The sequence below is a fragment of the Actinophytocola xanthii genome, from assembly GCF_001921205.1.
Lineage (GTDB): Bacteria > Actinomycetota > Actinomycetes > Mycobacteriales > Pseudonocardiaceae > Actinophytocola > Actinophytocola xanthii.
The window spans coordinates 88837-114458 of the sequence record NZ_MSIE01000029.1; the positions used below are offsets into that span (position 1 = coordinate 88837).

Below are 25622 nucleotides of genomic sequence, written 5' to 3' on the forward strand. Positions count from 1 at the left end.
GGTGCTCCCGGGGCCCGTCGTTGCCTGCGCGCCCTCGACTACCGGTAGTCGCGACCGAAGTCGTAGTCGTCCAGCGGAACAGCCGCACCGGTGCCCGTACCGAACACGTCCGGGGTGTAGTAGCCGTCGTCGTAGGACGGGATCGCGTACGCGGCGACCCTGGCCTCCTCGGTCGGCTGGACCTGGATGTTGCGGTACTTGTTGATGCCCGTGCCGGCCGGGATCAGCTTTCCGATGATCACGTTCTCCTTGAGGCCGACGAGCCGGTCGGAACGGCCGTTGATGGCCGCGTCCGTCAGCACGCGGGTGGTCTCCTGGAAGCTGGCCGCCGACAGCCACGAGTCCGTGGCCAACGACGCCTTCGTGATACCCATCAGCACCGGTCGACCCGAGGCGGGCTCACCGCCGGCCGCGACGACACGGCGGTTCTCCGACTCGAACTCGGCACGCTCGACCAGGGCGCCGGGAAGGAACTCGGCGGCGCCCGAGTCGAGGATCGTGACCCGCCGGAGCATCTGGCGGACGATCACCTCGATGTGCTTGTCGTGGATCGACACACCCTGGGCCCGGTACACCTTCTGGACCTCGTCCACCAGGTGCAGCTGGGCCTCACGCGGACCCATCACGCGCAGCACCTCGTGCGGGTCGGGCGTGCCCTCGAGCAGCTGCTGGCCGACCGACACGTGGTCGCCGTCGGACAGCGGGCCGTCCGGGGTGACCGCGAGCCGCTGACGCTTGGACAGCTTGTCGAAGATGATCTCCTCGCTGCCGTCGTCCGGGATCAGCGTGATCTTCCAGAACCGGTCGCCGTCCTCGATCCGCACCCGGCCGTCGACGTCCGCGATCGGCGCCTTGCCCTTCGGGATACGGGCCTCGAACAGCTCCTGCACACGCGGCAGACCGGTGGTGATGTCGTCTCCCGCGACGCCACCCTGGTGGAAGGTACGCATCGTCAGCTGCGTACCCGGCTCACCGATGGACTGCGCCGCGACGATGCCGACCGCCTCGCCGACGTCCACCAGCTGCCCGGTCGCCATGGACCGGCCGTAGCAGGTGGCACACACACCGACGGCCGACTCGCAGGTGAGCACGCTGCGGACCTTCGCCCGGGTGACCCCGGAGGTGACCAGCTTCTCGATCGCCGGGTCGCCGAGGTCGTCACCGCGGTTGAGCAGGACGTTGCCGTCCGCATCGGTGATCTCCTCGGCCAGCGTGCGCGCGTAGACGCTGGTCTCCACGTGCTGGTCGCGGATGACCAGACCGTCCGGACCGGCCGCGCCGATGGTCATGTTGATACCGCGGCTGGTGCCGCAGTCGACCTCGCGCACGATGACGTCCTGCGAGACGTCCACCAGACGCCGGGTCAGGTAACCCGAGTCGGCGGTCCGCAGCGCGGTGTCGGCCAGACCCTTGCGGGCACCGTGCGTGGCGATGAAGTACTCCAGCACCGACAGGCCCTCGCGGAAGTTGGACTTGATCGGCCGCGGGATGTACTCACCCTTCGGGTTGGACACCAGACCACGCATACCGGCCAGCGACCGGACCTGGGTCATGTTGCCCGCCGCACCCGACTTCACGATCATCGGGATCGGGTTGTCGTCGGGGAAGTTGGCCTCCATGGCCTCGGCGACCTCCTCGGTCGCCTGGCCCCAGACCTTGACCAGCTCGTTGTTGCGCTCCGCGTGGGAGAGCTGACCGCGCTGGTACCGCTTCTCGACGGCGTCGGCCTTCTGCTCGTAGGAGTCCAGGATCTGCTGCTTGGTCGGCGGCACCACCACGTCGGAGATCGCGATCGTGACACCGGACCGGGTGGCCCAGTGGAATCCCGCGTCCTTGAGCTTGTCCAGCGTCCGCGCCACGGTGACCATCGGGTACCGCTCCGCGAGGTCGTTCACGATCGCCGCCTGCCGCTTCTTGGGCATCGGCTCGTTCATGAACGGGTAGTCCTCGGGCAGGAGGTCGTTGAACAGCACCCGGCCCAGCGTGGTCTGCGCGAGCCACGGCTGACCCGGCTCCCAACCCTCCGGCTTGTCCGCCGAGTTCGGCGCGCGGTCGGTGATCCGCACCTTGATCGGCGACTGGAGGTCGATCACCTTGCGGTCGAAGGCCATGATGGCCTCGGCCGGCGAGGAGAACGCCTGCCCGGCACCGAGACCCTCCTCCTTGAGGCGGGTCAGGTGGAACAGACCGGTCACCATGTCCAGTCGCGGCATGGCCAGCGGACGACCCGAGGCCGGCGACAGGATGTTGTTCGACGACAGCATCAGGACCCGAGCCTCGGCCTGGGCCTCCGCCGACAGCGGCAGGTGCACCGCCATCTGGTCGCCGTCGAAGTCGGCGTTGAACGCCTCGCAGACCAGCGGGTGCAGCTGGATGGCCTTGCCCTCCACCAGCTGCGGCTCGAAGGCCTGGATGCCGAGGCGGTGCAGCGTCGGCGCGCGGTTGAGCATCACCGGGTGCTCGGTGATGACCTCCTCCAGCACGTCCCACACCGCCGGCCGGGCGCGCTCCACCATCCGCTTGGCCGACTTGATGTTCTGCGCGTGGTTGAGGTCCACGAGCCGCTTCATCACGAACGGCTTGAACAGCTCGAGCGCCATCGCCTTGGGCAGACCGCACTGGTGCAGCTTGAGCTGCGGACCGACCACGATGACCGAACGGCCGGAGTAGTCGACGCGCTTGCCGAGCAGGTTCTGCCGGAACCGACCCTGCTTGCCCTTGAGCAGGTCGGACAGCGACTTCAGCGGCCGGTTGCCCGGACCGGTGACCGGACGGCCGCGGCGGCCGTTGTCGAACAGCGCGTCGACGGCCTCCTGCAGCATCCGCTTCTCGTTGTTCACGATGATCTCGGGCGCGCCGAGGTCGATCAGCCGCTTGAGCCGGTTGTTCCGGTTGATCACGCGGCGGTAGAGGTCGTTCAGGTCCGAGGTGGCGAACCGGCCACCGTCGAGCTGGACCATCGGCCGCAGGTCCGGCGGGATCACCGGGATGCAGTCGAGGACCATGCCCATCGGCGAGTTGTTCGTCTGCGAGAACGCCGCGACGACCTTGAGCCGCTTGAGGGCGCGGAGCTTCTTCTGCCCCTTGCCGTTGCGGATCGTGTCGCGCAGGTTCTCGGCCTCGGCCTCCACGTCGAAGTCCGCGGCCAGCCGCTGGATCGCCTCGGCACCCATCGAGCCGGTGAAGTAGTCGCCGTAGCGGTCGATCAGCTCGCGGTAGAGCACCTCGTCGGCGATGAGCTGCTTGGGCTCCAGCTTGGTGAAGGTGCTCCAGATCTCGTCGAGCCGGTCCAGCTCGCGCTGGGCCCGGTCGCGGAGCTGGCGCATCTCCCGCTCGCCGCCCTCCTTGACCTTGCGGCGGACGTCGCTCTTGGCGCCCTCCTCCTCGAGCGCGGCCAGGTCGGCCTCGAGCTTCTGGGCCCGGGCCTCGATGTCCGCGTCGCGGCGGTTCTCGACCTGCTTGCGCTCGACCCCGATCTCGCTCTCCAGGGTCGCCAGGTCGTTGTGCCGCAGCTCGGGGTTCACCGAGGTGATCACGTAGGCGGCGAAGTAGATGATCTTCTCGAGGTCCTTCGGGGCCAGGTCGAGCAGGTAGCCCAGGCGCGAGGGAACGCCCTTGAAGTACCAGATGTGGGTGACCGGCGCGGCCAGCTCGATGTGGCCCATCCGCTCGCGGCGCACCTTCGCGCGGGTGACCTCGACGCCACAGCGCTCACAGATGATGCCCTTGAAGCGGACGCGCTTGTACTTGCCGCAGTAGCACTCCCAGTCCCGGGTCGGACCGAAGATCTTCTCGCAGAAGAGTCCGTCCTTCTCGGGCTTGAGGGTCCGGTAGTTGATCGTCTCGGGCTTCTTCACCTCGCCGAAGGACCACTGGCGGATGTCGTCCGCGGTCGCCAGGCCGATGCGAAGCTCATCGAAGAAGTTCACGTCCAACACGTGGGGTCTTCCCCTTTTTGTTTGTTGAAGCCTTGGTACTAGGGAGTCGAGTTCACAGTCGGCGGCTAATTCACTACGTCGTCGACGCTCGGGGACTCGTTGCGGGACAGGTTGATGCCAAGGTTGGCAGCCGCCCGCTCGAGGTCCTCGTCGTCACCGTCGCGCATCTCGATCGCGGCGCCGTCGCTGGAGAGGACCTCCACGTTCAGGCACAGCGACTGGAGCTCCTTGAGGAGCACCTTGAACGACTCCGGGATACCGGGCTCCGGGATGTTCTCGCCCTTGACGATGGCCTCGTAGACCTTCACGCGGCCGAGCACGTCGTCGGACTTGATCGTGAGCAGTTCCTGCAGCGTGTACGCGGCGCCGTAGGCCTGCATGGCCCAGCACTCCATCTCACCGAAGCGCTGGCCACCGAACTGAGCCTTACCGCCGAGCGGCTGCTGGGTGATCATCGAGTACGGGCCGGTCGACCGGGCGTGGATCTTGTCGTCCACCAGGTGGTGCAGCTTCAGGATGTACATGTAGCCGACCGCCACCGGGAACGGGAACGGCTCGCCGGAACGCCCGTCGAACAGCGTCGCCTTGCCGTTCTCGCCGACCATCCGCTCGCCGTCCCGGTTGGGCCGGGTCGAGCCGAGCAGACCGGTGAGCTCGTGCTCCTTCGCGCCGTCGAACACCGGGGTCGCGGTGTGCGTGCCGGGCGCGACGTCGTAGAGCTCCTCGGGCAGGTCCTTGGCCCACTCCGGGTTGCCCTCGATCTGCCAGCCCTGCGAGGCGAGCCAGCCGAGGTGCAGCTCGAGCACCTGGCCGATGTTCATCCGTCGCGGAACACCGTGGGTGTTCAGCACGACGTCGACCGGGGTGCCGTCCGGCAGGAACGGCATGTCCTCGGCATTGAGCACCTTGCCGATGACGCCCTTGTTGCCGTGCCGGCCGGCGAGCTTGTCGCCGTCCTGGATCTTGCGCTTCTGCGCCACGTACACCCGGACCAGCTCGTTCACGCCCGGGGGCAGCTCGTCCTCGTCCTCCCGGGAGAACACCCGGATGCCGATGACCTTGCCGGTCTCACCGTGCGGCACCTTGAGCGAGGTGTCGCGCACCTCGCGCGCCTTCTCACCGAAGATCGCGCGGAGCAGGCGCTCCTCTGGGGTCAGCTCGGTCTCGCCCTTGGGCGTGACCTTGCCGACCAGGATGTCGCCGTCGCCGACCTCGGCACCGATGCGGATGATGCCGCGCTCGTCCAGGTCCGCGAGGACCTCCTCGGAGACGTTCGGGATGTCCCGGGTGATCTCCTCGGCGCCGAGCTTGGTGTCACGGGCGTCGATCTCGTGCTCCTCGATGTGGATCGAGGTGAGCACGTCGTCCTGGATGAGCCGCTGCGAGATGACGATGGCGTCCTCGTAATTGTGGCCTTCCCAGGGCATGATCGCGACGAGCAGGTTCTTGCCGAGCGCCATCTCGCCGTTCTCGGTGCACGGACCATCGGCGATGACCTGACCGGCCAGGACCCTGTCGCCCTCGGAGACGATCGGCCGCTGGTTGACGCAGGTGCCCTGGTTGGACCGGCGGAACTTGTGCAGGCCGTAGGTGCGGCGGCTGCCGTCGTCGGCCATCACCGTGATGAAGTCGGCGGACAGCTCCTCGACGACACCGTCCTTCTCGGCCACCACGACGTCACCGGCGTCGACCGCGGCACGCAGTTCGGTGCCGGTGCCCACCAGCGGGGACTCGCTGCGCAGCAGCGGCACCGCCTGGCGCTGCATGTTCGCGCCCATCAGGGCGCGGTTGGCGTCGTCGTGCTCGAGGAACGGGATCATCGCGGTCGCGACCGAGACCATCTGCCGCGGTGAGACGTCCATGTAGTCGACGTCGAACGGCTCGATGAACTCGACCTCGCCGCCCTTCTTGCGAACCAGCACGCGGTCCTCGACGAAGTGACCCTGCTCGTCGAGCGGCGCGTTGGCCTGCGCGATGACGTGCCGGTCCTCCTCGTCGGCGGTCAGGTAGTCGATCTGGTCGGTGACCTGGCCCTCGATGACCTTGCGGTACGGCGTCTCGATGAAGCCGAACGGGTTGACCCGCCCGTAGCTCGACAGCGAGCCGATCAGGCCGATGTTCGGGCCTTCCGGCGTCTCGATCGGGCACATGCGGCCGTAGTGGCTGTGGTGGACGTCGCGGACCTCCATGCCGGCACGCTCACGGGACAGACCACCGGGGCCGAGCGCGGACAGGCGGCGCTTGTGCGTCAGGCCCGCGATCGGGTTGGTCTGGTCCATGAACTGCGACAGCTGCGAGGTGCCGAAGAACTCCTTGATCGCCGCCACGACGGGACGGATGTTGATCAGAGTCTGCGGGGTGATCGCCTCGACGTCCTGGGTGGTCATCCGCTCGCGGACGACGCGCTCCATGCGGGACAGGCCGACCCGGATCTGGTTCTGGATCAGCTCGCCGACCGTGCGCAGGCGGCGGTTGCCGAAGTGGTCGATGTCGTCGACCTCGACCGGCACCTCGTTGCCCTCGATCGTCATCGTGGTCTCGCCGGCGTGCAGGCGGACCAGGTACTCGATCGTGGTGACGATGTCTTCCTCGGTGAGCACGCCCACGTCGTTGGCGGTGGTCAGGCCCAGCTTCTTGTTGACCTTGTACCGGCCCACCTTGGCCAGGTCGTACCGCTTGTCCTTGAAGAACAGGTTCTCCAGCAGCGTCTGCGCGGACTCCTTGGTCGGCGGCTCACCCGGGCGCAGCTTGCGGTAGATGTCGAGCAGCGCCTCGTCGGTGCCGGCCGTGTGGTCCTTCTCCAGGGTGGCGAGCAGCGTCTCGGAGAAGTGGAAGCGCTCGCGGATCTGCTCGGTGCTCCAGCCGAGGGCCTTGAGCAGCACCGTCACCGGCTGGCGACGCTTGCGGTCGATCCGGACACCGACGGTGTCGCGCTTGTCGACGTCGAACTCGAGCCACGCGCCGCGGCTCGGGATGACCTTGACGCTGAAGACGTCCTTGTCGGTGGTCTTGTCCACGTTGGTGTCGAAGTACACGCCGGGCGAGCGGACCAACTGGGAGACCACGACACGCTCGGTGCCGTTGATGATGAACGTGCCCTTGTCGGTCATGACCGGGAAGTCACCCATGAACACGGTCTGGCTCTTGATCTCGCCAGTGCTGTGGTTGGTGAACTCGGCGGTGACGAACAGCGGGGCCGCGTACGTCATGTCCTTGTCCTTGCACTCCTCGACGGAGGCCTTGACCTCGTCGAAGCGCGGGTCGGAGAAGGAGAGGGACATCGAGCCGGAGAAGTCCTCGATGGGTGAGATCTCGTTCAGCACCTCTTCGAGGCCGCCAACGGGGTTCTCGTCACCGGCGTCGACACGGCGCTGGAACCACGCCTCGTCACCGGTGAACCACTGGAACGATTGGATCTGCAGGTCGAGCAGGTTGGGCGTACCCAGGGGCTCCCGGATCTTCGCGAACGAGACCCGGAGAGGCGCTCCGGGGATACCCGAGTTCGACATGGTGGAGTTGGTCGCAGCAGTGGCCTTGGTCGCGCGGGAGACTGCCAAGATGCGTCCTTCCAGGACTATGTGCGGTCGAGCAGCCTGGTTAGCAACTGTAACTAAGCTGGTCAGGGGTGCGGTCGTGCCCAACAGTCTAGGGCATGCGAAAGTGGGCAGCGCAAAGGGGCAGTCTAGCCGTGAAGTCGGCGACTGTCTAGGCCCGCACTCAACCGTCCTCCCCGCCGAAGGCGCGCTCGGTGAATAGCGTGACCCGGGGGCGACTTTGAGTCAAGATGGCGCGCCAGGAAGCCACCCTGATTCCACCGCGACGTCAGCCACGTTTCAGCACTTGGGAGCCGGTTGGCCGGTGAGCAGCTGCTGGTCGAACATGTTGAACTCGGTGATCTTCCAGCGGTTGTCCTCGCGGTGGGCCAGGACACCGAACTGTGCCTCCCCCGCGACCGACTTGTTGGTGTCGACGCGGGTGGAGCTCTGGTCGATGAAGACGAGGGCCTCGGCGCGGTCCCCGTCCAGCCGGACCAGCGCGATGCTGCGGACCGCGGTGGCCATGATGATCTTCTGCTTGGGGGCCAACTCCTGGACCTGGCCGAAGAGCTGGTCGTACTCGCAGCGGGCCTTGCCGGTGAGCACCGCGTCCACGGCTCGCTCGGTGCTGGCGAGGTCGGTGTAGTTGTAGCTGAAGGTGTCCTCGACGGCCGACGTGAGCTGCCCGATGACCTCGCTGGTGGTGGCCGGGTCGGTCAGCGCGGTGTTGGCGTCCCCGCTGGCCAGCGCGTTCGCCTCGCCCCGGAACCAGACGGCCAGACCGACCAGGACCACGGCCACGAGAGCGAGCACACCGGCGACCGCGAGCCGGTTGGCGCGGCGGCGGGGGGTGGTGGAGGTGGGGAGGGGGGCGAGCGCGGCCTCGGCCTCGGCGGCCGAGAGGTCCTCGGGTCGGGCCGTGCCGGCCGTGCGGCGCTTGCCGGCGGGGCGGGAGGGTTTGGGAGCGGTTTGGGTTTCGGCGGTGCCTGGCTCGGTGTCGGTGGTGGGCTTGTCGGTGGTGACCTTGTCGGTGGTGGGCTCGGTGCCGGCCCTGGTGGCGGCGTCGGCGGGCTCGGTGGTGGGCTCGGGACCGGTGCCTAAGTCCACGTCGGCGGTCTGCTCGGTCCAGCCCTGGGACGGTGCGCCCGCCGCGACGGTGTCATCGGCGGTGTCTCCGGCGGTGTCGTCGGCCTCGCCGGGGCGGGGCTCGGGCATCTCCTGGTCACCCGCCGACCGTCGCGGCGGCGGCAGGGTGGGCACCGGCCGGGGACGCCGGTCGCGTGGTGCCGGCAGGCTCACTCCGCTCGAAGGCTTCTCCCGGCCCTCGGCCCGCGTGGACTCATCGGCCAACGCGTCCCCAGGAGCAGCGTCCCCAGGAGCAGCGTCCCCAGGAGCAGCGTCCCCAGGAGCAGCGTCCCCAGGAGCAGCGTGGCCGTCCGCGGCGTCGGCACCAGCCGAGGTGGTCTCCTCCGGCGGTTGGGGAGAGGGGTTGTCCGCCGGGTTGGGGTGGGGGGCGTCGGGGCGGTTGCGGAGGCCGGCGACCCTGGGGCGGCGGGGCTGCGCGGACGCGGGGGTCGGGCGGCGGCGTGACGGTGGCACTGCTCGACGTCCTTTCGGCGGTGGGGACCTTCGAGGTGAGGACTGCTACTGGCCGGGCTGCGCGTAGGGGACCTTCCCGATGCCGTCCAGTTTCCAGCCGGCTTCCTCGGTGCGGACGAGGCTGGCCTCGATGCGCTGGTACTTGTCCACCGGCTCCCCGCCGCCGGTCGACACGGTGATCTTCACGGCCGCGATCACGACGGCCTTGCCCGACCGCTCGTCCAGCTCGCGCACGGCCGACGAGCGCACCTGGGCCGACGTCACCGACTTCGCATCGCGCAGCTGCTGCTTGTTCTCCTCGGAGAGCTTGCTGATCTCGGCGTGCAGGGCACCGGTCGTCGCGTCTGACCAGTCGGCCAGGCCCTGGTCCAGCTTCCGGTAGTCCAGCGTGTTCATTGTCTGGATCGCGGCCCTGGCGACGCGGTCGACCTCGTCACGGGTCCTGGAGTACTCCAGGCCGTCGTCGTTCGCCGCGTTGAACCAGGACACGCCGAACCAGACGGCGACCGACGCCGCGGCGACCAGCAGCGCCACCGCGGCACCCAGAGCGATCGTCGGCAGCCTCGGCGGGGGCTCGGGCGGCGCCTCGGCGGTGCCGGTGTCGTCGACCTCGGTCTCGGTGTCGGCCGCGGAAGTCATAACTCTCCAGGGTAGGCGGGGTCAGCCGGGCAGTCCCAGCAGGGCGGCGAGGCTCGGCTGGCGGTCGGTGCCGGGGAGCCCGAGGGTGCCGGGCAGGACCTCCGGCATCGGGCCGGTCTGGGCGGTCTGGTCCGGCGGCGCGGGCCTGGTCCCCGGGCGCTGCGGGCTCGGGGGCTGGCCGCCGAAGGGGGCGTTGGCCGAGCCGCGCACGTTGATCGGGCTGCCGGGCGGCTCGGCGCAGTAGGTGTTGGGCGGGACCGGGCTGCCGGTGCTGGTCTCGTCGGTGCCGTCGTGGCGGTCGGTCCGCTCGTAGCCGCGGGTGCACGGCGGCGGGTTGAACAGGTTGAGCACGAGCCCGAGGTGCACCTGCCCCGGGTCGTCGCCGAGCAGGCCCTGCCCCGCCGCGCTGAACAGCGGGTAGGACACGAGCATGTACTCCAGCCCGTCGGCCCGCCTGGCCAGGATGTCCGAGGTGGTCAGCAGGTTCGCGAACAGCACGGACAACCCCGGACCGGACTCGCGGAGCAGGTTGGTCACCGCGGTCGCCGCCCGCGGTGTCGCCGCCACCAGCCGACGCAGGTCCGGGTCGGAGTTCTTCAGCTGCTCCGACAGCGTCGCGAGGTCGCGGGCGAAGGAGGTGATGTTGTCCGCCTGGGCGTTCTGGGTGTCCAGCACCGTGCCGCCGTCGTTGATCAGCGCCACCGTCTGCGGCAGGTGCTCGGTGGCCATCCTGGTGAACTCGGCCGTACTGTCCAGCAGGACCTGCAGGTCGTCACCGGTGCCGGCGAACGCGAGGTCCAGCTCGTCCACCACCGTGCGCAGCGAGTCGGTCGGCACCGAGCTCGCCAGGCTGTCCAGGTCGCGGATCACCGCGTCGGTGGAGACCGGGGTGCTCGTCCGGTCCGCGGCGATCACCGAGGAGCCGGACAGGAACGGCTCGCCGTCGCGGCGGGGACGCAGGTCGACGTACTGCTCGCCGACCGCCGACCGGTTGGCGACGACCGCGTCGAGGTCCGCCGGGATCGGCGGCGCGTCCGGGTCGATCTCGAGGTCGACCCGCAGCCCGTCCTCGGTCAGCCGGATCTCCCCGACCCGACCCACGTTGAACCCGCGGTAGGTGACCTCGGCATTGGTGAAGATGCCACCGGACTCCTCGAGGTCCATCCGCGCGGTGTAGCCGTCGACCCCGAAGACCCGACCGAGGTCGGCGAACCGGAACAGCGCGTAGACCACGGCCACCACCGCGATCACGAAGAACGCGACGAGCTGCAGGCGCACCCGCTTGGTCAGCATCAGCGACCTCCCCCGAGGATGCCGTCGAGGATCCCGGCCAGGCCGCCGCCGCCGGACGAGCCACCGGAGGGCAGCTCGCCGACCGGCGGCGGGTCGCCGAGGACCGGCAGCGGCAGCTGCGGGAGCGCGGGCCCCTCCTCGCCACCGACCACGTCACCCACCACCGGCACCTCGCCCACCAGGTTGCCGATCGGGTTGTTCCGGCTGCGGGAGAGGTTGTCGAGGATCGTCTGCAGGTTGAGGTCGATCTTGGCGTAGAGGTTGAAGTAGTCCCCGTGCACGCCGTTCACGGCCTCGTCGGTGAACGGCAGGGTGAACAGCAGCTCGAGCGACTTCGGCAGGTCCGCACCGGCCTCGCCGAGCTTGCGCAGCGACGGTGTCAGCGCCTTGAGGTCGGCGACCAGGTCCTCCTGGCTCGCGTCGACGGTGCGGATCGCGACGTCGGACAGCGCCTGCAGCGACTGGAGCATCGTGACCAGCTGGCTCCGCTGGTCGGTGAGCACCTTCAGGCCCGGGCCGAGGTTGTCGATCACACCCGCGAGCCGGTCCTTCTCCTCGTTGAGGGTGCCGGCCAGCCGGTTCACCCCGTCGATGGCCCGGGTGATGTCCGACTTGCTCTCGTCGAGTGTCGACACGAGGGTGTCGACGCTGTCCAGCGTGCGCCGGAGGTCGGCCTCCTTGCCGGACAGGGCCGCGTTGAGCTCCTGGGCGATGCTCTGCAGCTGCTCGATGCCGCCGCCGTTGAGCAGCATCGACAACGCACCGAGCACCTCCTCGATCTCGGTGTTGCGGTTGGTGCGCTCGAGCGGGATCAGCGCGCCGTCGGCGAGCCGGCCGGCGGCCTTCTCCGGGGGCGGCGGGGAGAGCTCGACGTACTTCTCCCCCAGCAGGCTGGACTGGCGCAGCATCGCGAGCGCGTTGGCCGGCAGCTCCACGTCGCCGTTGACCCGCATCGTCACCTCCGCCGTCCAGCCGTCCGGGGCGAGCCGGACGTCCTCCACCCGGCCGACCGGCACCTCGTTGACCTTCACTCCGGACTGCGGGACCAGGTCGAGCACGTCGGCGAACCGGGCGCGGACAGTGAACGGGTGGTCCCCGAGGTCGGCACCGCCGGGCAGCGGCAGGTCGTAGATGCTCGTGAAGTCCGAGCACCCGGACAGCGCCAGCGATCCGGCGAGGACGGCGGTGAGAAGGGCCCTGCGCATCAGCTCCCACCTCCCTGTGGGCCGTAGAGCTGGGCCAGTGGCAGCGGAAGCGGCGGCAGCTGCCCGGACTGGAGCGCGGTCAGCACCTCGGCTGCCGAGGGCAGCGGTACCAGGCCCTCCACCACCGGCGCCAGGCCGTCGCAGGCGTCGGCGAGCACCGGCGGCAGCTGCGCTGGGGTGCCCTGGCGGACCAGGTTGCAGATCATCACGATCGGCGGTTGGGCGAGCTCGTTGAGGTCGGCCCGGGCGTCGAGCGTCCCCGAGGAGCCGTTGTAGCTGTTGATGATGTTGGACAGGGCGACCGGCGCGACGTCGAGCACCTCCGACAGGGCGGCCCGCTGGTCGACCAGCACCTGGGTGACCGAGGCCAGCTTGTCGACGTTGGACCGGAGCCGGGCCCGGTTGTCGTCGATGAACTGCTGCACCGCGCCCAGCGCGATCCCGAGCTGGCGCACCGCGGCGGCCAGGTCGTCGCGCTCGTCGGCGAGGAAGCGGCTGACCTCGGCGGCCTGCTCGTTGAACCGGCTCACCTGCTCGTCGGAGGCGGCCAGTGCCGAGGTGAACCGCTGGAGGTTGTCGACCGTCGCGAACAGGTCCTCGTCGCTGCCGGAGAGCGTCTCGGCCAGCTGCGAGAGCTGGGTGACCGTGGCGTTGAGCGAGGCCCCGTTGCCGTCGAGGTTGGCCGCGGCGGTGTCCAGCAGGTCGGACAGCGCGCCGTTGGCGTTGGCACCGTTGGGCCCGAGCGTCCTGCTCACCCGGTTGAGGCTCGCGTAGAGGTCGTCGACCTCGAGCGGGGTGGCGGTGCGGTCGGGCGGAAGCACGGTCCCCTCGGCCATCACCGGCCCGCCGGTGTAGGCGGGGGCGAACTGCACGTACCGGTCGCTGACCAGCGACGGCGCGACGATCGCCGCACCCGCCGTCGCCGGGATCCGCACCGAGCGGTCGACCAGCACCTCCACCCGCACCACGTCGCCCCGCGGCGCCACCGTGTCGACCTCGCCGACCCGCACGCCGAGCACCCGGACGTCGTTGCCCTCGTAGAGGCCGACGACGCCGGTGAACACCGCGACGTAGCGGCGCTGGTTGGCGTCGACCAGCAGCCACCACAGCGCGGCGGCGACCACCAGACCCATGACGACCGCGATCGTCGCACCGCGGGTGAGGCCGCGGCCCAGCCGGGACGCCCTCATGCCAGGCACCCCGTCGGGTTGACCGAGGCGGTCGACGGTGGGAGCAGGCCGCAGATGTAGTTGTCGAACCAGTGCCCGTTGCCCACGGCGTTGTTGAACAGCCGGATGAACGGGGCCATGTTCTGGATGCCCTCGGCGAGCGCGTCCTGGTTGCGTTGCAGCATGCCGGTCAGCTGGTCCAGGCTCGCCAGAACCGGTGCCAGCTGCTCGTTGTTGTCCTTGACCAGGCCCTGGAGCTCGGTCGCCAGGGCCTGCGTCCCGTCGAGCAGGGCGGTGATCGCGTCGCGGCGGCGGCTGACCTCGGCGAGCAGCAGGTTGCCGTCCTGGAGCAGCCGGACCACCTCCGCGTCACGTTCGGCCAGCGTCCTGCTGATCTGCTGGGTGTTGTCGAGCAGCGCGGCCAGCTGCTCGTCGCGCGAGGAGATCGTCTTCGACAGCGCCTGCAGCCCGGTCAGCGCGCCCCGCACGTCGTCGGGGGTGTCGGCGAAGGTCTCGGCGATCACCTCGAAGCTCTGCGCCAGCTGGGCGGTGTCGATCTGGTTGGTGGTCTCGGCGAGTCCGCGGAACGCCTCGACGACGTCGTAGGGCGCGGTCGTGCGCTCCCTCGGGATCCGGTCGGCGGGGTCGAGTACGTCACGGCCGGCCGGCTCGAGCGCGAGGTACTTCTGCCCGAGCACGGTCTTGATCTTGATAGCGGCCGAGGTCCGGTCCCCCACCCAGGCGTCCTTGACCTTGAACGTGACCACCACGCGGTCGCCCTCGAGCTCGATGTCGGAGACCTTGCCCACCTTCACCCCGGCGATGCGCACCTCGTCGTCCGGCTCGAGCCCGGCGGCCTCGGAGAACTCGGCGCTGTAGCTGGTGCCGCCGCCGATGATCGGCAGGTCGTCGCTGAACATCGCCACGGTGAACGCGAGGGCGAGCACGACCAGGCCGGCGATCCCGATCGGGATCGGGTTGCGGGAGCTGAACGACCTCATCGCGTGCACCTCTCCGCGCTGGCCGAGGAGATCGGCACGTCGATCGGCTGGGTGATGATGCCGGGGATGCCGACCGAGCCCTCCGCGGAGCAGAGGAAGAAGTTGAACCAGGAGCCGTAGCTCACCGTCCGGGTCAGCTTCGCGGTCTTCTCCGGCAGGAACTGGATGAAGTGCTCCACCACCTGCTCGCTGTCGTTGAGGTTGCCGACCAGCCCGCCGAGCGCGGCGATGTCCTGCTTGAGCGGCTCGCGGGCCTCGGTGAGCAGTCCCGCGGTGGTCTCGGCCAGGCCGCCGAGGGCCTCGACCGCGTCGCCGATCGGCTCCCGGTCCTGGGCCAGGCCGGACACCAGCTGCTGGACCTGGACGACCAGTGTCGACAGCTGGTCACCGCGGGCGTTGATCGTGTCCAGGGCGCTGTTGAGGTTGCCGATGACCTGCCCGATCACCTGGTCCTTCTCCGCGATCGTGGCGGTCAGGGAGGCGGTGTGGGCGAGCAGGGACTCGACGGTCCCGCCCTCCCCCTGCAGCACCTGGATGATCTCGTAGGAGAGCTGGTTGACGTCGTCCGGCGAGAGGGCCCGGAACAGCGGCTTGAACCCGTTGAACAACTCGGTCAGGTCCAGCGCCGGCCGGGTGCGCTCCAGTGGGATGGTCTCGTCGGGCTCGAGCACGTCGTTGGGGTCGCCGCCGGTGCCCTGGCCCAGCGTCAGGTAACGCTGGCCGACCAGGTTGCGGAACTTGATCTGCGCGGTGACCGACGCCGGGAGCCTGCGCCCGGACTCCACCGAGAACCGCACCTCGGCCTGGGTGCGCTCGACGATCGCGACCTCCTCGACCTGCCCGACCCGCACCCCGGCGATCCGCACGTCGTCGCCGGGCAGCAGCAGCGTCGCGTCGGTGAACCGGGCCCGGTAGCTCGTGGTCGACCCGAGGTCGACGTTGGCGATGCTGATCGCGAGCACGGCGGTGGCGCCGACCGTGACCAGGGTGAACACGATCAGCTTGACCAGCGGCGCGACGAGCCCCTTCACCGGAACCGCACCTCCGCACCGCGGTAGAGCGGCCCGACCAGCAGGCTCGACCAGGCCGGAACGCCCTCCGGCTCGACGCCCAGCCCGGGAGCCAGGATCTGGGCGAGGAAGTCCCGCTCGGCCGGTGAGTTGGGCAGCGAGTCGGACCCTGGGGCCGGCGCGGCGGACGGGCTGGTCGTGCCGGCGCCCGGCAGCAGGCCGTCCTGGGCCGTGCGGTTCGCCGGGCCGCGCGAGGTGCCGTCGCGCAGCTCCCCGTCCGGCGGCTGGTCGGGGAACGGGGTCCCCAGCTGGTCGGGGTCGTAGCAACGCGGGCCGCGGTGCTCGTCGAACTCGGGCTCGTCCTCGCCCGGCCGGTACGGGCCCTTGTCGACGACGACCTCCAGCGTGGCGTGCAGCCCTGGCTGGTCGGTGCCCGCGCCGAACACCGGGTCGGCCGCGTCGACCAGCCGCGCCATCTGCTCCAGGAAGCAGGGGTAGGACGGCGAGTACCTGGCCAGCAGCTCCAGCGTGCCGCGAGAGCTGTCGGCGAGCCGGATGAGGTTGTCGGAGTTGGCCCGCAGGAAGTTCTCCAGATCGCGGCTGGAGGTGGTCAGGTCGGCGAACAACGCACGCAGGGTGTCGCGCTGCTCGGCGATGGTGCGCGAGGTGACCGTGAGGTCCTCGAGCGCGGCCACGAAGTCGGGCACCGCCTCGGTGTAGGTGTCGCTGACCTGGACCAGGGCCCGCAGGTCGTGGGTCAGCTGCGGCACGTGCGGGTTGATCTCCTCGACCAGCCGGCCCAGCTCGACGAGGGTCTCACCGAGCCGCTCGCCACGGCCCTCGAGCGCGGTGGAGATCGCGGTCAGCGTCGTCGAGAGCTTCTGCGGCTGCACGGCCTGCAGCACCGGCAGCAGGTGGTCCAGGGCCTGGGAGAGCTCCACCGCGGGCGCCGAGCGGTCCTGCTCGATCCGGTCGCCCTCGGCCAGGTGCGCCGGGTCGGGCGCGGGCGGGATCTGCAGCGCCACGTACCGGTCGCCGAACAGGGTCTTGGGCACGAAGCGGGCGGTGACGTTGCGCGGGATCAGGTCGACCTTGTCCGGGTCCAGCGCCAGCTCCAGCTCCGAGCCCCGCTCGGTGGGTGTGATCGACCGGATCTCGCCGACGATCAGCCCCCGGACCTTCACGTCGCCGCGCACCTGGAGTTGGTTGCCGAGCTTGTCGGTCGCCAGGTGCACCCGCACGACCGGGGTGAACACCTTCGCGTACACGGCAACGGACAGGCCGACCAGCCCGGCGATCACGACGAGGAAGCCGAGGCCCAGCAGTCGGCGGCGGATCGTGGCCATGACCGGGGTCCTCATCCGCCGATCCTCACCGTGACCGTGGTCCCCCAGACGGCGAAGCCGATGAAGAAGTTCAGCAGCGCGGCGGTGACGATCGTGGTCCGGACCGAACGGCCGACCGCGACACCCACCCCGGCCGGCCCGCCGGAGGCCCGGTAGCCGTAGTAGCAGTGCACCAGGATGATCACCACGGCGAAGATCAGCACCTTGCCGAAGGACCAGAACACGTCCTCGGGCGGGAGGAACAGGTTGAAGTAGTGGTCGTAGGTGCCGGCCGACTGCCCGTAGAAGTAGACGACGATGGTCCGCGACGCGAGGTAGGAGCTGAGCAGGCCGATGATGTAGAGCGGGATCACCGCGACGAACCCGGCGATGATCCGCGTGGTCACCAGGAACGGCAGGCTCGGCACCCCCATGACCTCGAGCGCGTCGATCTCCTCGGAGATCCGCATCGCGCCGAGCTGGGCGGTGAACCCGGCGCCGACCGTCGCCGACAGCGCGAGCCCGGCGACCAGCGGTGCCACCTCGCGGGTGTTGATGTAGGCCGAGGCGAACCCGGAGAACGCGGCGGTGCCGATCTGGTCCAGCGCGGCGTAGCCCTGCAGGCCGACGACCGTGCCGGTGAACACGGTCATCCCGATCATCACGCCGATCGTGCCGCCGATCACCGCCAGCGCACCGGAGCCGAAGCTCACCTCGGCCAGGATCCGCATCGTCTCGCGCAGGTAGCGGCGCAGCGTGCGCGGGATCCAGGCGAGCGCGCGCAGGTAGAACGACAGCTGGTCGCCCAGGGTGTCCAGCCAGGTCAGCGGGGCTGAGGCCACCCGCCGTGCGGTGTCGGTGAAGGAGGGCAAGCTCAGCTCCCCTTCTGCGGGACGACCGAGAGGTACACGGCGGTCAGCACGAAGTTGACGAAGAACAGCAGCAGGAACGTGATCACCACGGACTGGTTGACCGCGTCGCCGACACCCTTCGGCCCGCCCTTGGGGTTCAGGCCGCGGTAGGCCGCGACCACCCCGGCGATGAAGCCGAAGATCAGCGCCTTGATCTCGCTGATCCACAGGTCCGGCAGCTGGGCGAGGGCGGAGAAGCTGGCGAGGTAGGCACCCGGCGTGCCGCCCTGGAGCACCACGTTGAAGAAGTAGCTGCCGAGCACACCGACGACCGACACCAGGCCGTTGAGCAGCACCGCGACCACCATCGTCGCGAGCACCCTCGGCACGACCAGCCGCTGGATCGGGTTGACGCCGAGCACCTGCATGGCGTCGATCTCCTCGCGGATGGTCCGCGCGCCGAGGTCCGCGCAGATCGCCGAGCCGCCCGCGCCGGCCACCATCAGGGCGGTCACCAGCGGCGCCGCCTGCTGGATGATCGCCAGTACCGCCGCCGCGCCGGTGAACGACTGGGCGCCGAGCTGGACGATGAGGTTGCCCAGCTGCAGGGCGACGACCGCACCGAACGGGATCGCGACGAGCGCCGTCGGCAGGATCGTCACGCTGGCGATGAACCAGCACTGCTGGATGAACTCCCGCACCTGGAAGGGCCGCCGGAAGGTGTTCACCACGACGTCCAGGGCCAGGGCGAACAGCCGGCCGGTCTCCCGCAGCGCCCCGGCACCGGGGAAGGAAGCCTGTGCCGTCCGAGCCGTCATGCACCACCACCGGACCCGTCCGGCGGGTCGGTACGCCAGTTCGACTTCGGCAGCCGGGCGATCTCGGCGGGTGCCTCGCCGGCGACCGCCTCCGGGGGATGCCATCCGTTGTCCCTGGGGCGAGGCGAGGGACTCGGCCGGCGGGCTACGCCGTAGCGCTCGCGCTCCTCGGGGGTGAGCGACTCGATGATCCCGTCGCGTGCCTGCTGGGGCAGCGCATGGATGATCCGCATGACCCGGTCCTTACGCCGGCGTACCGCCTGGCGTTCTGGCAGGCCGGGGGTGGGCTCGAGCTGGGGCACGATGCCGCGCAGATCCTCGTCGAAGCCGTCGGCATGGCCGGCCGCGGCATGCGCGGCCTCAGCGTCCGCGGTGGCCTGGTCCTTCTCCTCGCTCATCCCGATCGGGCCGATCCGGCGCCCGTTGAGGAACTGGGAGACGACGGGCTCCTCGGAGGTGAGCAGCACCTCCCGCGGCCCGAACATGACCAGCTCCCGGCGGAACAGCATCCCCAGGTTGTCCGGAACCGTCCTGGCCACGTTGATGTTGTGCGTCACGATCAGGATCGTCGCGTCGATCTGCGCGTTCAGATCGATCAACAACTGCGACAGGTACGCCGTACGCACCGGGTCCAACCCCGAATCCGGCTCGTCACACAGAATGATCTCCGGGTCCAGCACCAGCGCACGCGCCAGGCCCGCCCGCTTGCGCATGCCGCCCGAGATCTCGCCGGGGAGCTTGCGCTCGGCCCCGGCCAGGCCCGTCATGTCGAGCTTCTCGAGCACGATCCGGCGGATCTCCGCCTCGGACTTCTTCGTGTGCTCACGCAGCGGAAACGCCACGTTGTCGTACAGGTTCATCGACCCGAACAACGCACCGTCCTGGAACAACACCCCGAACAGCTTCCGGATCTCGTAGAGCTTGCGCTCCGAGCAGGTGACGATGTCGACGCCGTTGATCTCGCAGCGTCCCCGGTCCGGCTTGAGCAGGCCGATCATCGACTTGAGGAACACCGACTTGCCGGTACCCGACGGACCGAGCATGACGCTGACCTCACCGGGCGGAAGGGTCAGCGTGACGTCCCGCCAGATGGTCTGCCGTCCGAAGGACTTCGTCAGGCCTTCGATGACCACCTCGGCGCCCATCGAACCTCCTGCTGGTCGGGTTACATCCAGGTGCAACGAGCGGAGAGGACGTAGGTTACTGCCGAGTTAGGTCCGGGGTGGAACGACGTCAGGGCCGGCACCCAGCGTGGGTACCGGCCCTGACGAGGTCGTTCAGCGGGAGGTCACTTGACGCTGACCTTCGCGCCGGCGCCCTCCAGCTTGTCCTTGGCGGCCTCCGCGGCGTCCTTGGCGACCTTCTCCAGGACAGCCTTGGGAGCGGCCTCGACCAGCTCCTTGGCCTCCTTGAGGCCCAGGCCGGAGACGATCTCGCGGACGACCTTGATGACCTGGATCTTCTTGTCGCCGGCCGACTCGAGGACGACGTCGAACTCGTCCTGCTCCTCGGCGGCGGCGGCGCCACCGTCACCACCGGCGACGGCGCCGGGGGCGGCGACGGCGACCGGGGCAGCCGCGGTGACCTCGAAGGTCTCCTCGAACTGCTTCACGAAGGCGGACAGCTCGAGCAGCGTCATCTCCTTGAACGCGTCGAGCAGCTCGTCAGTGCTCAGCTTCGCCATGATGGCGTTCCTTTCTCAGGTGGGGTTTTCAGCTCTCGGCGGGGGCCGCTTGCTCGGTGGGCGCGTCCTCGGCGGACGCCCTCTTCTCCTGGAGCGCGGCGGCCAGACGGGCGACCTGCGAGGCCGGCGCGTTGAACAGGCCGGCGGCCTTGGCCAGGTTGCCCTTCATGGCGCCCGCCAGCTTGGCGAGCAGCACCTCGCGGGACTCGAGGTCGGCGATCCTGTCGACCTCGTCGACCGTGAGCGGGCGGCCATCCATGTAGCCGCCCTTGATGACCAGGCCCTTGTGCTCCTTGGCGAAGTCGCGGAGCGCCTTCGCGGCGTCCACCGGCTCACCCTCGACGAACGCGATCGCGGTGGGCCCGACGAACAGGCCGTCCAGGCCCTGCACGTCGGCGTCCTGCGCGGCGCGCTTGACCAGGGTGTTCTTCGCGACCCGGTACGTCGTGCCCGTGCCGAGAGCGCGACGCAGCGTGGTCAGCTGGGACACGGTGAGACCGCTGTACTCGGTGACAACGGCAGCCGAGCTGTTGCGGAACTTGTCCGCGATCTCGGCGACGGACTCAACCTTGCCTGCCTTCGCCATGTCGCCTCCTCTCGTGGCTTGGACCGCCGGCGAGGACCCCATGAGACGACGAACGCCCCGGCGCAGGGCACGGGGCGTGAACGAGCGCGTGAGCGCTCGAGACCTCGTTCTCCTGCGCGGGCCGCCCGGCGGTGCCGGAGCCTTCGTCCGCTCCCGGTTGCCCGGACGCGGAGACCAGCGGTCTTCGGTAGAACCGTGGACCAGAATACGTGGTGGTCCGCGGGCGGTTCACATCGCCCCCGTACCCGGTACGGCATGATGGAGTCCGTGGCCGACAACGAGCACCAGGCACCGGGTGGGCACCCGGCCCCGGGACCGGCCAACGGACCACACCTCTCCCCCGCCGGGAGCAACGGGCTGGGTGACGCGCCGACCCCGCCCAGCGGGGAACTGATCATGCCGGCTCAGCCACCGCCGGCCGTCCTGCCGCCGAACCAGGCCGCCCCGCTCGACCCGGAGCAGGTTCGCCAGTTCCAGGAGTTCCAGCAGTTCCAGCAGCTGATGCGGCAGGCCAAGGAACAGGGCTTCCCCCAGGGGCAGCCACCGCCACCCGGCTTCCTCCAGCCCTGGGGTCCCCCGCCGCCCAAACGCGGCCCGGTCCGGCGCGCGCTCAGCGCCGTCGTCGGCAAGATCGTGACCGCGGTCATCGTGGTGCTGCTGCTGGTCGCCGCCGGCTACTTCGCCATCGACTACTTCCTCGGCGGCCCGCCCGACCAGCCGAAGGCGTCCGAGATCGGCGGGGGCCAGCAGAAGACCACGCTGCTGTTCGAGGAGAGCCCGCGTGCCGCCGTCCAACGCATCTACGACGACGTCGCGCAGGGCGACCCGGAGGCGGCGTGCGGCCGCTTCACCGACGACGCCCGCGCCGAGTTCACCTCGCACTTCGGGTCCTACGGCGGCGACTGCCGGGAGATCGTCGCGGCCCTCAACGCCGAGGTGGTGCCCGGGCAGAAGTCCGAGTACGCCAACCCCGCCAACATGACCTCGGTCAGCCGCGTCCCGGCCACCGACACGGTGACCATCAGCTCCTGCACCCTCGGCGTGCGCGGCGGCCCGCTGCTCGGCCGGCTCACGGTCAGCCGGGACCGCGGCTCGCAGGGCGGCAACCAGTGGATCGTCACCGCGCACGAGCAGGAAAGCTGCACCGAGACACCGAGCGCGGCGCCCACGTCCTGAACCGCTTCCCGGATCTCCTCGTATAACGAATCGGAACCAGTTCGCCCGATTCCCATCCCGAGGAGGTCGCGAATTGCGCGCCAAACACCGACCGACCAGCCGAAAAGGCCTGATAGCAGGGGCCGGCGCGGTGGCGGCGGCCGCCCTCGTCGCCGTCCTGCTGCCGCAGGCCCAGGCCGAACGGAGCGAACCGAGAAGCACCCGCACCTCCACCGCCATGGCGACCCTGACCGAGCTGCGTCAGGACCGCATCCCCGGCACGGCCTGGGCCACCGACCCCCGCACCGGGCAGATGGTCGTCACGGCCGACACCACGGTCACCGGCGACACCTGGGACACGCTCGAGACCACCGTGCGAACCCTGGGCGAGGACGTCGCCCGGCTCCAGCGCTCCCCCGGTGAGCTGCGGCTGTTCGCCGAGGGCGGCGACGCCATCTTCGCCGGGAGCGGGCGCTGCTCGCTCGGGTTCAATGTCACCACCGAGGACGGCACCCCCGGCTTCCTCACCGCCGGGCACTGCGGCGTGATCGCCGCCCAGTGGTCCGACCAGCAGGACGGCGACCCCATCGCCACCGTCCAGGAGGCCGTCTTCCCCGGCGAGGGCGACTTCGCACTGCTCACCTACGACGACCCCGCCACCGCCCCGGAGAGCGTCGTGGACATCGGCGACAACCGGTTCGTCCCCATCGACCGGGCCGCCGACGCGGAGATCGGCCAGCAGGTGTTCCGGATGGGCAGCACGACCGGCCTGTTCGACGGCCAGGTCACCGGCCTCGAGGCCACCGTGAACTACCCGGAGGGCACGGTGACCGGCCTCATCCAGACTACCGTCTGCGCCGAGCCCGGCGACAGCGGCGGCTCGCTGTTCACCGAGGACGGTGCCGCGGTCGGGCTGACCTCCGGTGGCTCCGGCAACTGTGACAGCGGCGGTGTGACCTTCTTCCAACCGGTGACCACCGCTCTCGCCGCGGTGAACGCCCAGCTCTGAACCAACCCACCGAACGAGAACGGCGCCCCCGAGGGGGCGCCGTTCTCGTGTGAAGGTCTTGCTCAGGCGACCGGCTCGTCGGTCAGCAGGTTCCTGGTCCGCGCCGGGTCCACCGGGATGCCCGGGCCCATGGTCGTGGAGAAGGTGACCTTCTTCAGGTACCGGCCCTTCGCTGCCGACGGCTTGGCCCGCAGCACCTCGTCCAGCGCGGCGGCGTAGTTCTCGACCAGCTTCTCCTCGCCGAAGGAGGCCTTGCCGATCACCAGGTGCAGGTTGGCCTGCTTGTCGACGCGGAAGTTGATCTTTCCGCCCTTGATGTCTGCCACGGCCTTGGTGACGTCCGGGGTCACCGTGCCGGTCTTCGGGTTCGGCATCAGACCGCGGGGGCCGAGGATGCGAGCGATCCGACCGACCTTCGCCATCTGGTCCGGGGTCGCGATCGCGGCGTCGAAGTCGAGCCAGCCACCCTGAATGCGCTCGATCAGGTCCTCGGCGCCCACCTCGTCCGCACCCGCGGCGACGGCCTCGTTGGCCTTGTCACCGGTCGCGAACACGATCACGCGGGCGGTCTTGCCGGTGCCGTGCGGCAGGTTCACCGTGCCGCGCACCATCTGGTCCGCCTTGCGGGGGTCGACCCCGAGCCGCATCGCGACCTCGACGGTCGCGTCCAGCTTCACCTTGGAGGTCTCCTTGGCGAGCTTCGCGGCCTCGAGCGGCGAGTACAGCCGCTCCCGGTCGATCAGCTCGGAGGCCTGACGATAGGCCTTGCTGCGCTTTGCCATAACACTTCCTTACGAAAGCCAGTGGTAACGAGCCGCGCCCAGCTCTCCCACACGAATTGTTCTGGAGTTACTCGACCGTGATGCCCATGCTGCGGGCAGTGCCGGCGATGATCTTCGCCGCCTGGTCGATGTCGTTGGCGTTGAGGTCGGACTTCTTGGTCTCCGCGATCTCGCGAACCTGGTCCCAGGTCACCTTGGCGACCTTGTTGCGGTGCGGCTCGCCGCTGCCCTTGTCCACGCCCGCGGCCTTGAGCAGCAGCTTCGCCGCCGGAGGGGTCTTGAGCTTGAAGTCGAACGAGCGGTCCTCGTACACGGAGATCTCGACCGGCACGACAGTGCCCCGCTGCGACTCGGTCGCGGCGTTGTACTGCTTGCAGAAGTCCATGATGTTGACGCCGTGCTGACCGAGCGCCGGGCCCACGGGGGGCGCCGGGTTGGCCTGGCCTGCCGTGATCTGCAGCTTGATGATCGCGGACAGCTTCTTCTTCTTGGGTGGCATGACTTTCCCTGCTTGTTTCGTGTCTCGGCAACCGTCAGATCTTGGAGACCTGGCTGAACGAGAGCTCGACCGGCGTCTCCCGGCCGAAGATCGACACCAGCACCTTGAGCTTCTGCCCGTCCGCGTTGACCTCGCTGATCGTCGCGGGCAGCGTCGCGAACGGGCCGTCCATGACGGTGACCGACTCGCCGACCTCGAAGTCGACCTCCACGACCGGGCCCTTGGACGGCGTCGCCGCCGCGCCCTTGCCCGCCGCCGCCGGCTTGGCCTCCTCGGTCTGCGGGAGGAGGAACTTCAGCACCTCGTCGATGGTCAGCGGCGACGGCTTGGACGTCGCCCCGACGAAGCCGGTGACCCCGGGGGTGTTGCGCACCGCGGACCACGAGGGGTCGTTGAGCTCCATGCGGACAAGGATGTAACCGGGCAGCACCTTGCGCTGGACCTGCTTGCGCTGCCCGTTCTTGATCTCGGTGACCTCTTCCGTCGGCACCTCGACCTGGAAGATGTAGTCCTCCATGTCCAGGGTCTGGATACGGGTCTCGAGGTTGGTCTTGACCTTGTTCTCGTAGCCGGCGTAGGAGTGCACGACGTACCAGTCGCCGGGCGCGCGGCGCAGGGCCTCGCGCATCTCGGCGGCCGGGTCGCCTGCCTCGTCCTCGCCGTCGGCCGTGGCGGCGGTCAGCTCACCGGCACCGTCGGCAGCCGGGTCGGCGTGGCCGTCGGCGGAGTCCTCGGTCGAGTAGTCGTCCCCGGCGACGTCCTCGGCCGGCTCGGGGGTGCCGTCCAGCGTGTCATCGACGGACAGCGCCGCCTCGGCCTCGTCGTAGCTGGTCGGCTCCTGGCTGCCGGTCGCGCCGTTCTCGGAGCTCACTGTTCGGTCTCGCTTCCTTTCATAGATCACGTGTCGCAAGTCAACCTGCTGGCCCGGTCGGGCGCAGCTCAGCCGAACAGCGCGGACACGCCCTTGGCGAGCGCGAGGTCCAACCCCGCGATCAGGGCAACCATGAAGGCCACGAAAACCAACACGACAGCCGTGTACGTGATCATCTGCTTGCGGGTCGGCCAGATGACCTTGCGGAGCTCGGCCACCACCTCGCGCAGGAACCGGAAGATCCGGGCGAACAGGCCCGGGGTGTCCTTGCGGTCCCTGGTCGGCGTCGCCCGGCCCTTGTGCTCGCCGGTCTTGCTCTCGGCGGCCTTGGCCTTGGCCCTGGGCCGCGCCTTGTCACCGGCCTTGTCGTCCGCCTTGCCCGACTTCGCCTTGTCGTCGGCGGACGTCGTGTCCTTCCGCGCGGCAGGGCGAGCGGAAGCGCGGCGCTCACGCCGCGCCGCGGCGGTGACCGGACGAGAAGGGCGCTCCCGCTCCTTGTCCCGCTCCTTGTCGCGGTCGTCAACCACGCCAGTTCCTCCGCTCGATGGATCCGCACCTTGCGTCTGACGCAGGGGTGACAGGACTTGAACCTGCAACCTGCGGTTTTGGAGACCGCTGCTCTGCCAGTTGAGCTACACCCCTACGCGGTGTC

At 69.6% G+C, this 25622-nt stretch carries 21 protein-coding genes and 1 tRNA gene; 2 read left to right on the forward strand and 20 right to left on the reverse strand.

The features are described from left to right. Nucleotides 1–38: 38 nt before the first annotated feature. From BU204_RS16645 to rplJ, 15 genes are all read right to left on the reverse strand, one after another. Entirely contained in the window at nt 39–3938 is a 3900-nt protein-coding gene (locus BU204_RS16645) for a DNA-directed RNA polymerase subunit beta' (RefSeq protein WP_075126590.1), read from the reverse strand. Between the two features lie 65 nt (nt 3939–4003). After that, complete coding sequence (rpoB, locus tag BU204_RS16650) at nt 4004–7495, reverse strand: DNA-directed RNA polymerase subunit beta (RefSeq protein WP_075126591.1); 3492 nt, start codon at nt 7493–7495, stop codon at nt 4004–4006. A gap of 276 nt (nt 7496–7771) precedes the next feature. Further along, nucleotides 7772–8689: a hypothetical protein gene (locus BU204_RS16655; protein ID WP_143229540.1), complete on the reverse strand. Its 918-nt coding sequence runs from the start codon at nt 8687–8689 to the stop codon at nt 7772–7774. 429 nt (nt 8690–9118) lie between these two features. Then, nucleotides 9119–9712: a hypothetical protein gene (locus tag BU204_RS40110; RefSeq protein ID WP_083661374.1), complete on the reverse strand. Its 594-nt coding sequence runs from the start codon at nt 9710–9712 to the stop codon at nt 9119–9121. 21 nt (nt 9713–9733) lie between these two features. Then, nucleotides 9734–11005 (reverse strand): MCE family protein, encoded by a 1272-nt coding sequence (locus BU204_RS16665; protein ID WP_075126593.1) that lies wholly within the window; start codon nt 11003–11005, stop codon nt 9734–9736. Then, the gene (locus tag BU204_RS16670; protein WP_075126594.1) at nt 11005–12210 is read right to left on the reverse strand and encodes an MCE family protein; all 1206 of its coding nucleotides are present in this window, start codon (nt 12208–12210) and stop codon (nt 11005–11007) included. The genes BU204_RS16665 and BU204_RS16670 overlap by 1 nt, the downstream gene beginning before the upstream one ends. After that, the gene (locus BU204_RS16675; protein ID WP_075126595.1) at nt 12210–13400 is read right to left on the reverse strand and encodes an MCE family protein; all 1191 of its coding nucleotides are present in this window, start codon (nt 13398–13400) and stop codon (nt 12210–12212) included. Before BU204_RS16675 ends, BU204_RS16670 begins: the two co-directional genes overlap by 1 nt. Next, a complete protein-coding gene (locus BU204_RS16680) occupies nt 13397–14380 on the reverse strand; it encodes an MCE family protein (RefSeq protein ID WP_075126596.1) in 984 nt (327 codons plus the stop codon). Before BU204_RS16680 ends, BU204_RS16675 begins: the two co-directional genes overlap by 4 nt. Continuing rightward, nucleotides 14377–15411: an MCE family protein gene (locus BU204_RS16685; RefSeq protein ID WP_075126597.1), complete on the reverse strand. Its 1035-nt coding sequence runs from the start codon at nt 15409–15411 to the stop codon at nt 14377–14379. The genes BU204_RS16680 and BU204_RS16685 overlap by 4 nt, the downstream gene beginning before the upstream one ends. Further along, a complete protein-coding gene (locus BU204_RS16690; RefSeq protein WP_233160366.1) occupies nt 15408–16751 on the reverse strand; it encodes an MCE family protein in 1344 nt (447 codons plus the stop codon). Before BU204_RS16690 ends, BU204_RS16685 begins: the two co-directional genes overlap by 4 nt. Next, nucleotides 16748–17587 (reverse strand): MlaE family ABC transporter permease, encoded by an 840-nt coding sequence (locus BU204_RS16695; protein WP_075126598.1) that lies wholly within the window; start codon nt 17585–17587, stop codon nt 16748–16750. Before BU204_RS16695 ends, BU204_RS16690 begins: the two co-directional genes overlap by 4 nt. A gap of 2 nt (nt 17588–17589) precedes the next feature. Next, entirely contained in the window at nt 17590–18384 is a 795-nt protein-coding gene (locus tag BU204_RS16700; RefSeq protein ID WP_075126599.1) for an MlaE family ABC transporter permease, read from the reverse strand. Beyond that, entirely contained in the window at nt 18381–19529 is a 1149-nt protein-coding gene (locus BU204_RS16705) for an ABC transporter ATP-binding protein (protein WP_075126600.1), read from the reverse strand. Before BU204_RS16705 ends, BU204_RS16700 begins: the two co-directional genes overlap by 4 nt. Nucleotides 19530–19672: 143 nt before the next feature. Continuing rightward, nucleotides 19673–20068: a 50S ribosomal protein L7/L12 gene (gene rplL / locus BU204_RS16710; protein ID WP_075126601.1), complete on the reverse strand. Its 396-nt coding sequence runs from the start codon at nt 20066–20068 to the stop codon at nt 19673–19675. 28 nt (nt 20069–20096) lie between these two features. Further along, a complete protein-coding gene (gene rplJ, locus BU204_RS16715) occupies nt 20097–20654 on the reverse strand; it encodes a 50S ribosomal protein L10 (protein WP_075126602.1) in 558 nt (185 codons plus the stop codon). Nucleotides 20655–20909: 255 nt separating this feature from the next. Between rplJ and BU204_RS16720 the strand changes: the two genes are divergently transcribed. Further along, a complete protein-coding gene (locus BU204_RS16720; protein ID WP_075126603.1) occupies nt 20910–21830 on the forward strand; it encodes a nuclear transport factor 2-like protein in 921 nt (306 codons plus the stop codon). Nucleotides 21831–21960: 130 nt separating this feature from the next. After that, the gene (locus tag BU204_RS16725) at nt 21961–22818 is read left to right on the forward strand and encodes a S1 family peptidase (protein ID WP_198942894.1); all 858 of its coding nucleotides are present in this window, start codon (nt 21961–21963) and stop codon (nt 22816–22818) included. 62 nt (nt 22819–22880) lie between these two features. Here BU204_RS16725 and rplA read toward each other — a convergent pair whose 3' ends face one another. The 5 genes from rplA to BU204_RS16750 all read right to left on the reverse strand — a co-directional run bounded on the left by rplA (nt 22881) and on the right by BU204_RS16750 (nt 25612). Further along, nucleotides 22881–23600: a 50S ribosomal protein L1 gene (gene rplA / locus BU204_RS16730; RefSeq protein WP_075126604.1), complete on the reverse strand. Its 720-nt coding sequence runs from the start codon at nt 23598–23600 to the stop codon at nt 22881–22883. 67 nt (nt 23601–23667) lie between these two features. After that, nucleotides 23668–24099 (reverse strand): 50S ribosomal protein L11, encoded by a 432-nt coding sequence (gene rplK / locus BU204_RS16735; protein WP_075126605.1) that lies wholly within the window; start codon nt 24097–24099, stop codon nt 23668–23670. Between the two features lie 34 nt (nt 24100–24133). Beyond that, nucleotides 24134–24970: a transcription termination/antitermination protein NusG gene (gene nusG / locus BU204_RS16740; protein WP_075126606.1), complete on the reverse strand. Its 837-nt coding sequence runs from the start codon at nt 24968–24970 to the stop codon at nt 24134–24136. A gap of 68 nt (nt 24971–25038) precedes the next feature. Continuing rightward, nucleotides 25039–25497, reverse strand: coding sequence for a preprotein translocase subunit SecE (gene secE, locus BU204_RS16745; protein ID WP_075126607.1), 459 nt, complete (start codon nt 25495–25497; stop codon nt 25039–25041). 42 nt (nt 25498–25539) lie between these two features. Next, nucleotides 25540–25612: transfer RNA gene (locus tag BU204_RS16750), tRNA-Trp, on the reverse strand. Between the last annotated feature and the right edge of the window lie 10 nt (nt 25613–25622).